8 protein-coding genes are annotated in these 8,933 nt (G+C 35.3%); 2 read left to right on the top strand and 6 right to left on the bottom strand.

Annotated features, from left to right (window positions below):
- Positions 1-247: 247 nt before the first annotated feature.
- The 4 genes from ACTXGU_RS19155 to ACTXGU_RS19140 form a co-directional block, all read right to left on the bottom strand.
- On the bottom strand, positions 248-1,123 hold the full coding sequence (locus ACTXGU_RS19155) for a nucleotidyltransferase-like protein (protein ID WP_443483134.1): 876 nt from the start codon (positions 1,121-1,123) through the stop codon (positions 248-250).
- A 358-nt stretch (positions 1,124-1,481) separates the two neighbouring features.
- A complete protein-coding gene (gene perR / locus ACTXGU_RS19150; RefSeq protein WP_443483128.1) occupies positions 1,482-1,919 on the bottom strand; it encodes a peroxide-responsive transcriptional repressor PerR in 438 nt (145 codons plus the stop codon).
- Between the two features lie 483 nt (positions 1,920-2,402).
- Positions 2,403-2,861 (bottom strand): thioredoxin-dependent thiol peroxidase, encoded by a 459-nt coding sequence (gene bcp / locus ACTXGU_RS19145; protein ID WP_443483127.1) that lies wholly within the window; start codon positions 2,859-2,861, stop codon positions 2,403-2,405.
- 92 nt (positions 2,862-2,953) lie between these two features.
- Positions 2,954-3,361 (bottom strand): ion channel, encoded by a 408-nt coding sequence (locus tag ACTXGU_RS19140; RefSeq protein WP_443483126.1) that lies wholly within the window; start codon positions 3,359-3,361, stop codon positions 2,954-2,956.
- A 421-nt stretch (positions 3,362-3,782) separates the two neighbouring features.
- On the opposite strand from ACTXGU_RS19140, the gene ACTXGU_RS19135 reads away from it, so the two are divergent.
- Positions 3,783-5,084, top strand: a complete 1,302-nt coding sequence (locus tag ACTXGU_RS19135) for a glutamate-1-semialdehyde 2,1-aminomutase (protein ID WP_443483125.1) — start codon at positions 3,783-3,785, stop codon at positions 5,082-5,084.
- A gap of 258 nt (positions 5,085-5,342) precedes the next feature.
- Here ACTXGU_RS19135 and ACTXGU_RS19130 read toward each other — a convergent pair whose 3' ends face one another.
- Both ACTXGU_RS19130 and ACTXGU_RS19125 read right to left on the bottom strand, forming a co-directional pair.
- The gene (locus ACTXGU_RS19130) at positions 5,343-6,446 is read right to left on the bottom strand and encodes a sensor histidine kinase (protein WP_443483124.1); all 1,104 of its coding nucleotides are present in this window, start codon (positions 6,444-6,446) and stop codon (positions 5,343-5,345) included.
- Positions 6,443-7,123 carry a response regulator transcription factor gene (locus ACTXGU_RS19125; RefSeq protein WP_443483123.1) on the bottom strand — a complete coding sequence of 227 codons (681 nt, stop codon included), beginning with the start codon at positions 7,121-7,123 and terminating at the stop codon, positions 6,443-6,445. The genes ACTXGU_RS19130 and ACTXGU_RS19125 overlap by 4 nt, the downstream gene beginning before the upstream one ends.
- Positions 7,124-7,836: 713 nt before the next feature.
- On the opposite strand from ACTXGU_RS19125, the gene ACTXGU_RS19120 reads away from it, so the two are divergent.
- On the top strand, positions 7,837-8,910 hold the full coding sequence (locus ACTXGU_RS19120; RefSeq protein WP_443483122.1) for an FUSC family protein: 1,074 nt from the start codon (positions 7,837-7,839) through the stop codon (positions 8,908-8,910).
- Positions 8,911-8,933 lie beyond the last annotated feature (23 nt).

The raw sequence follows: 8,933 nt of genomic DNA, 5'->3' as shown, positions 1-8,933 counted from the left end.
GTTGCTTGTTTCGTTTATAACGAGGGTTATAAACGCTTATTGTTGACGTTTTGTTTGTTCAGTTTTCAAAGAGCAATTTATCCGTTCGCTTCAGAAGCGACTCTATTAGATTAACATCTGTTAACATCATTGTCAACATGTTTTTCTAAAAAAAATTTCCGTCGTTGTTTCAACATTTCGTGTTGTTTTGGCGACGGATATAAATATAACAAGTTTTTTAATAACGGTCAATACTTTTTTATAAATTTTATTTATTTTTTTCTGGAACTTTATAATAACGATGAAAAACACCTGGGCTTTTCGTTTCTACATTCACTATCTCTACCTTATTTTTATCAATAAGATATTCAAATAACATCCCTAAATCTACTGAGTAAATGGACAGCTCTTCGTTTTCAATTAAATCATTAAACGACCAGTACTCTTTCTGCAGCAAAACATCTGTTATATGCTGAATGCTTTTCTGTGTTCTAGAATGGATTAAAAACTCGCTTGCCAAAAATAAAAGTTCCAGCCTTTTTTCAATTGTCTCTTCACTATTAACTAATTCAACATAAAGTTTATAAATTTCCGGTTCTATTTGCTTTACTTGACTCCACACGGTAACTTCCGGATGAAAACCATTTTCTATCACAGCAAGTCTCGCTAAATGATGCAAGGAATGAACAATATCATTATATGCATCTAAATAATGTTTATTTTCAAAAAATGCTTTTCCATCCATATACCTTCTTATCAATTTTGCAAATTCCACGCCCATCTTCAACTTTCTCTGAGCAATCGGAAACTCTTTTAATTCCATTTTTAATTTGTCGACATATTCATTGCGATCAAATAAAACGCGGCCATTATATATCCATTCGAATATTTTTTTATTGCTTCCCAGCAGTATCCATTGTTTTAATTGACTTTCTGTCACAATATGTAAAGCTGCTTTTTTTCCCGAATAAGTATAATGTTTAACAAAAACAGGCTGCTTTGCTTGTTGTACTATAATAAGCAAAACACTGTCAAAAGTGTCGGTGACTGTCATTTCTTTTTGCTTTTTTTCTATCATTAAAACTCCCAAGGTATTAGCTTGGCTCGCTCTTTCTTGATATATAGGACGAAGGATATCTTCCATCATTATTCCTCCCTCTTCGTAATTATTCATATCGTAACTAATTCGACAAAATGGAGCAAAATCCTTCATATCGATTATTAACTTTCTATAAAGAATATAAAAATGTTATTAAGCGTAAATAAAATGCCTTCTTCCAACTAATTAAATTGTGTATACAAACAACGTAAATAAACATTATAACGTTCTACCTATTATTAGATATTTTTCAAGTCTCTACTCGTTCCTTGCTTATTTCAAACTATCTAAAAAGCAAAAACAAATAATCAATTAGTAGACACAAAAAAAGAGGCTCCCCTGTACCATCAGTTATTTATCCGCTGTGTCGGAAAATAACTAATCGGGTAGTCTCTTTCAACAATTAGTGCGCTTCTTTTTTAGCACAATCAGGACATACGCCATAAATCTCCAAACGATGATGACTAATCTTAAATCCTGATACATGGCTGGCAAACTGTTCAATTTCATCAAGTCCTGGATAATGGAAATCCACTATCTTTTCACATTCTTGACAGATAATGTGGTAATGATGTGAAGTAATAAAATCGAATCGACTGGAAGAATCACCATAAGTCAATTCTTTCACTAAATTCACTTCACGAAAAACCCTTAAATTATTATAAACAGTTGCCACACTCATATTTGGAAATTTACCTTCCAATGCTTTATAAATCTCATCGGCAGTCGGATGTGACATTGAGCTTATTAAATATTCAAGTATCGCATGACGCTGCGGGGTAATGCGCACTCCTGTTTCTTTTAATTTATCAAGAGCCTCTTTTAACTCATTATGTTCCACAGACATGCACCCCATTTCTAAAAAATATTCTTATTTTATAATCTTTATAAATAGTGTACTAACATTATATTACTTTTGTCAATATAATTGCAATTTTATCACGTTTTAGTCACTTTTTTGACACAAAGTGCTGTTGTTATGTTTATCCTATTCCATTTTCATAATAATATGATATTTTTTTCATGAATTAATACTCTTTATTTTTACAAAAATAAGCAGCCTATTATTATCATTACATTCAAAATAGCCGCTTACCCCTTTTCCCCAAATAAAAAATCAGATCAATACTAAGTATTGATCTGCAACATGTTACATATGAGGAGGTATGCCCTAATATAATGTATTCACAACTTGTTTATCGGAATGGACAAAAGCCTTTTTCCCATTAAATTGGGCCGCCCTTTAAAGAAGTCACCAAACTAAAGCTTCTAATCTCTTCGTTGGCTTGCTTCTAATTTGTTACCTTTTTGAAACACTTAAAATTTAATTTATCGTCTTTAAAACCTCTTCCACATGACCAGCTACTCTTACTTTGCGCCACTCTTTTACTAATATTCCATCTTTATCAATTAGGAAAGTTGATCTTTCAATTCCCATATATTCTTTGCCAAAGTTCTTCTTTAATTTCCATACATCGTAAAGCTCTGCCACTTTATGTTCCTCGTCTGCTAAAAGTAAAAAAGGCAAGCCATGCTTTTCAATAAACTTTTTATGCTTTTCTACAGGATCTGGACTGATTCCGATAATTACTACATCTAAATTTTCAAATTCTCCATGAGTATCGCGGAAATCACAAGCCTCTGTTGTACATCCTGGCGTCATATCTTTCGGATAAAAATAAAGAACCACATGCTTCCCTGTAAAATCGGATAACTTAACACTTTCTCCTGTATTTGCGTTCAGCTCAAAATCTGGAGCTTTTTCTCCTATTATTATTGTCATTTCTGATTCAATCCTTTCTTTTTCGTTTCCTCGTTACTACAAGACTAACGAATCAAAAAGAGATTTTCAACAATGATGATTTCTATGCAACATTAATTTTCCATATCCAACACAGCTCTTGCTACAAAAGCAGCTGGAATCGTATAGCCGATTAACGCCTCTATCACGACAATTAATCTCCCTAAACCAACAGGCATTAAATCACCGAATCCAACAGAGAAAAGGGTAACTCCGCTAAAATAAACGCCTGTTTGTAATGTATGAAAAAAAGTAAGCGAAGAAGCAACTGTGCTTCTATCACTATATACTTGCATTCCATTTAATTGGAATAACGTATAAATCAATCCAAAGCCAATCATGATGGTTATATATACAAAAAAAAGATACATAAAATTCTCAAAGGAAACCCATTTTTCTTTTAAACGATAAGGGACAAATAACGTACGCAAGCTCATCATAATAAAAAATATAATCAAAGCTAACAAAAAATAAAAAAACACGTCTCTCCCCCCTCTATTCATGAATGTATTAATATGTATGCTTGTCTTCTGCAATTATGAATGTATTTTCTCTTTAAACAGATATGCAAATTTTGAACAAAAAGAGACAAATAAAAGAGAGGCTGTTTTCTCAAAGTTTGTTGTTTTTCACGTAAAAAAATGGGAGAAGTAGTACTCAGCAGACTGAATACACGTAGACTCCTGTGGGTATGCGAGAAAGACGAGACCCCACAGGAGCGTATGCGACGAGGAGGCTCGACGCTCGCCCACGGAAAGCGAAGTGTATTCAGGCTGCGAGTTTAAAAGTAACATTCTATATGAAAACAGCCAAAGAGAAAGAGAAATTTCGTTTACCTTCTACTAAAAAGTGCTAAAATTATTAAAGATGTCTTTTGAATATATACGTTTTAGGAGGAATATGATGCAGCATACTAATTCAGAAAGATTGCATGAAGAAGCAGAAAATATTATTGTCGGAGGGGTTAACAGTCCTTCTCGCTCTTATAAAGCAGTTGGCGGTGGTGCACCGGTTATAATGGAAAGAGGTCAAGGAGCGTATTTCTTTGATGTGGATGGAAATCAGTATATCGATTATTTAGCAGCATTCGGACCAGTAATTACTGGACATGCTCATCCACACATTACAAAAGCAATTACAAGAGCTGCTGAAACTGGTCTATTGCTTGGAACATCAACACCTCATGAAGTAAAATTTGCAAAAATGCTTCAAGAAGCGATTCCTTCTTTAGAGAAAATACGCTTTATGAATTCAGGAACGGAAGCAGTTATGACAACCATTCGTGTTGCCCGAGCATATACAGGCAGAAATAAAGTTATCAAATTTGCCGGCTGCTACCACGGTCACTCCGATCCTGTATTAGTGGCAGCAGGTTCTGGACCTTCTACACTAGGGACGCCAGATTCCGCTGGAGTTCCAGCAGTGATCGCAGAGGATGTTATTACGGTTCCATTTAATAATATAGAAGCATATAAAGATGCTTTGGAAAAATGGGGAGATCAGGTTGCAGCTGTGTTAGTAGAACCTATCGTTGGAAACTTTGGTATTGTAGAGCCTGTTGAAGGTTTTTTGCAAAGTGTCAATGAACTCACTCATAAAGCAGGGGCACTTGTTATTTATGATGAAGTGATAACCGCATTTCGTTTTACATATGGCGGCGCTCAAGATCTTCTAGGAGTAAAACCTGACTTAACTGCTCTCGGAAAAATTATTGGCGGCGGCCTGCCAATTGGAGCATATGGTGGCAAAAAAGAAATTATGGATAAAGTGGCGCCAATCGGCCCTGCTTATCAAGCTGGGACTCATGCTGGAAACCCTGCTTCTATATTATGTGGAATTGCCTGTTTAGAAGTGTTAAAACAAGATGGCGTTTATGATCATCTTGATAAATTAGGCGCTTTATTAGAAAAAGGAATTTTGGAAGCTGCAAGCAAACATAATTTTCCTATCACACTAAACCGATTAAAAGGAGCACTGACAGTATACTTCACGAAAGAGAAAGTTTTAAATTACGAACAAGCAGAAAATACAGATGGCGAAATGTTCGGAAGATTTTTCAAGAAATTAGTAAAACAAGGGGTTATGTTGGCTCCTTCTAAATATGAAGCTTGGTTTATCACCATTGCACATACAGAAGAAGATATTGAGGCAACCATCCATGCAGTGGATCAAGCATTCGCTGAGTTAGCAGAAGAGCAAAACTAAGAAAAGCGCAGGCGCCGGCCGGCTAAATGCGCACAGAGGAAAATCGACTAAGTACGCCACGTCCTGTGGCAACGTCGATTGACTCGCATCCTGCGAGCCTGTGGCAACGCCGGCACTTGTACATCCTGTACGTCGGAGCTAGACACTATACTAGGTTCGAAATTTTACACTTTCTTATCTTTTAAATAAAAACAATACAAAAAAGGACTTCTGTCTTTCGGCTTAGCCAATGGATAGAAGTCCTTTTTCTGTAGCCCTCTAGTTGCCTTGCAAATTCCTATCTTTATTTGCCGACATCAATTTTTCAGGCAAAATAATGGTCATTTCTGTACCTTTTTGAGGTTGACTAACAAGCTTAATTTCTCCATGATGGAGGTCAATAATTTTTTGTACAATGGAAAGTCCTAATCCACTGCCCCCATTTCCACGATTTCTGGACGGATCTACTTTATAGAATCGTTCAAAGATATGCATTTGAACATCTTCAGGAATTCCTATGCCAGTATCTTTGATGGTTACGGCTATTTTTCCATCCTTTTCATTTAATAAAATTGTGATTTCCCCAGCCATTGGAGTGAATTTGATACTGTTATGGATAATATTCACCCAAACTTGATCCATTAACTCTTCATCTGCTTGTATCGTCATTTGTTTCAATGAAATATCCATTTCCAAGTTTTTCTCTGTCCATAGTGGTTCACAAGATAAGACTACTCTTCGCAATTGCTGATCCAGTCGATATGCTTTCGGTTCAAAAGGAGGATTTTCCGATTCTAAAGAGGTAAGCTTTAATAAATTATCACTCAACTTTGATAGCCTTACACTTTCGGTTTCAATAATTTGCAAATAATGAAATCTGTCTTCAGCGGAAATTTCATTGTTTTGCAAAGCATTCGCAAAACCTCTAATAGATGTTAAAGGAGATTGGATTTCATGGGAAACATTTGAGATGAATTCTTGGCGCAGCTGTTCCATTTCCCCTAGTTTTTCAGCAGTATTTTCAATGCTTTTTACCACTTGATAAAGGACATGATTTTTCGATTGAGCTAAATCCTTATAAGAAGATAGATCAATATTAAATTTCCCCTGCGCCATTTTGTCCATCGCTTTTATGAGGGGAATAAAGAATTTTTCTCTGCCCCCTTTCTTATGTGCAACGAAAGACATGATGACCATAATGCAGCCAAAAAGGAAAAAACCTAAAAAAGAATTGATTATTTGTTTAGTATAGAGCGATAACGTTATCGTCACTCTTCCAAAAAACCAAGATGTCATATGAAAGGCAGCTGACCAGCATAAAAATAATACAGTTATCACAATGGCAATACCAAGGATTTTTTTCCCTATTTCTTTTATTCTCATACTTTCCCCTCTAATCGATAACCGAGTCCACGGATTGTGGTGATTTTAAACGGATAATCTTCTTCTGGAAACCGTTCACGCAGTCTCTTAATATGCACATCCACCGTTCTTTCATCTCCGTTATAATCATACCCCCATATATCTTCAATCAACTGCTCTCTCGTAAAAGTTTTTCCCGGATGGGCGATAAATTTAAATAGCAGTTCAAACAGCTTAAGAGGCAGGGTAATTTCCTCCCTGTCATCAAAAACTTGAAAAGTAGAACGATCCAGCATAAAATTACCGATGTTTACTTTATTAGATGCTAATATTTGATAACGTTTGAGCAGCGCTTTTACTCGTGCAATAAGTTCAGCAGGTTCAAAGGGTTTAACCAAATAATCATCCGTTCCAAGCTGAAATCCTTTTACTTTTTGCGCCGTTTCCCCTTTGGCAGTTAACATTAATATAGGAAGTGCTGGAGAATAATAAGCTCTTATTTCACGGCAAAGCTCCCAGCCATCCATATTAGGCATCATAATATCCATTACAATAAGATCTACTTTTTCCGACTTTAAAAGCTCTAAGGCGGATAGACCATCTGAAGCTACTAATATCGAAAACCCTTCTTTTAAGAGAAGCATTTTTATCAATTCTCGAATATACGGGTCATCATCGACAATTAAGATTTTTGCCATATACAAGACACCCTTTCATTACGAATACTTACCATTATATACAAAGGTCTTTTTAGAAGGCCGTTTTCTCAAAATTTGTTGCTTTTTTACATAAAAAATTAGAGATGAAGAACTAGCAGACGGAATACACGTAGACTCCTGCGGAAAAAGCGAGAAAGGCGAGACCCCACAGGAGCATAGCGACGAGGAGGCTCGGCACTCGTCCGCGGAAAGCGAAGTGTATTCAGGCTGAGAGTTTAAAAGCAATAAACTTTACGAAAACAGCCTTTTAGAACAAGCAAAAGCCGTCTGCCTGCTATCGCAGCTATTGCTTTTTGCTTAACTCTAATAATTTATTCCATCTCCCTTTCTGCAACTGTTTGAACTCATCATAAAACTTCTTTATGAACTGAATATGAACTTCTTATAAAAGGCGATAAGTTACTAACAAAATTCTAGTCCTAGAGAGCGCCTCAACCGTAGTCGAAAATTCTTTAGAACACAATGAAAATAGATGATAAAGGAGAAATAGGAACCTTATAAAAAAGCATTAAAAATCATCCAGAAAAGAAATGGAAATTTAGATAAATTTTTTAAAATTGTCTATTGAAGTTAACAACTAATCACTGTATAGTACATTATTGGTTGTTTAGATTTTCTATTTTCGTTTAAAGTAAAGATAAACGAAAGTACAAATAATATTGAAATTGAGAATAGAAAGGAATTATATATATATGACTTTAGGGGCGCGCGTTCTTAAGACAGGAATCGCCATTGTCTTAGCCTTATTATTGGCACAATTATTACAGGCTCCTTCCCCTGTATTTGCAGGAATTGCTGCAATATTTGCGATACAGCCGACTATTTATCGATCTTATTTATCGATCATTGAACAAATACAAGGGAATATTATTGGAGCAATTATTGCCGTCATCTTTGTTTTAAGCTTCGGAAACAATGTTTTTATTATCGGATTAGCAGCTATCATTGTTATTACGATTAATTTAAAACTTAAATTGGAAAAAACCATTATTTTATCGCTTGTAACTTTAATAGCCCTTACTGAAACGCCGACAGATGACTTTGTATCCTTTGCCATCATTCGTTTTTCCACGATTATGGTTGGAATAGGTTCCGCTTTTGTTGTTAACCTTGTATTCTTGCCGCCAAAGTATGAAAACAAGCTGTACAATGGCATCTCAGACATAAGTGCAGAAATTACAAAGTGGATTCGATTAACGATACGCCATGCATCTGAACATCATTTATTAAAAAACGATATTGACAGATTATCCGATCGCATCATAAAAATAGATCAACTTTATCTAATGTACAAGGAAGAACGAAATTATTTTAAAAAGACCACTTTATTAAAAGCAAGAAAGCTCGTCATTTATCGGCAAATGATCAATACATTAAAACGCTCCTATTATACATTAAAGAAGCTGCATCGATTTGAAAATGAACTGCTGTCTTTGCCAGAAGAATTTCAAAATATTATTCAACAGCAGCTAGATTGTTTAATTCATCATCATGAACATGTGATGTTGAAATTTATCGGCAAAGTAAAACCAAATGTGACCTTTGAAGAAGGAGATATTTCTGTCAATCGAAAAGAGCTCTTTATGCAGTTGCTTAATCATTATAGAACAGAAAATTTGGAGGAAGAAGAAAATATTCAATACCACACTATGCAAATTATCTCTGCGTTAATTGAATACGACGAGTACGTGGATCATCTTGATACACTTATCACCTCGATACAGATTCATCACAAACATGAAGTTGAAGTGAAATTAGAAGAGTAGCCCCGTAATAAAATAAGGGAAGC

This window comes from Niallia sp. 01092 (assembly GCF_052318935.1).
Taxonomy (GTDB): domain Bacteria; phylum Bacillota; class Bacilli; order Bacillales; family Cytobacillaceae; genus Niallia.
This window is presented reverse-complemented; position numbering and strand designations above follow the sequence as displayed.

Coding starts and splice junctions, on each gene's coding strand:
- ACTXGU_RS19155 (WP_443483134.1), bottom strand. CDS start 1,123: ATGGAAGATATCCTTCGTCCTATATATCAAGAAAGAGCGAGCCAAGCT.
- bcp (WP_443483127.1), bottom strand. CDS start 2,861: ATGACAATAATAATAGGAGAAAAAGCTCCAGATTTTGAGCTGAACGCA.
- ACTXGU_RS19135 (WP_443483125.1), top strand. CDS start 3,783: ATGCAGCATACTAATTCAGAAAGATTGCATGAAGAAGCAGAAAATATT.
- ACTXGU_RS19130 (WP_443483124.1), bottom strand. CDS start 6,446: ATGAGAATAAAAGAAATAGGGAAAAAAATCCTTGGTATTGCCATTGTG.
- ACTXGU_RS19125 (WP_443483123.1), bottom strand. CDS start 7,123: ATGGCAAAAATCTTAATTGTCGATGATGACCCGTATATTCGAGAATTG.
- ACTXGU_RS19120 (WP_443483122.1), top strand. CDS start 7,837: ATGACTTTAGGGGCGCGCGTTCTTAAGACAGGAATCGCCATTGTCTTA.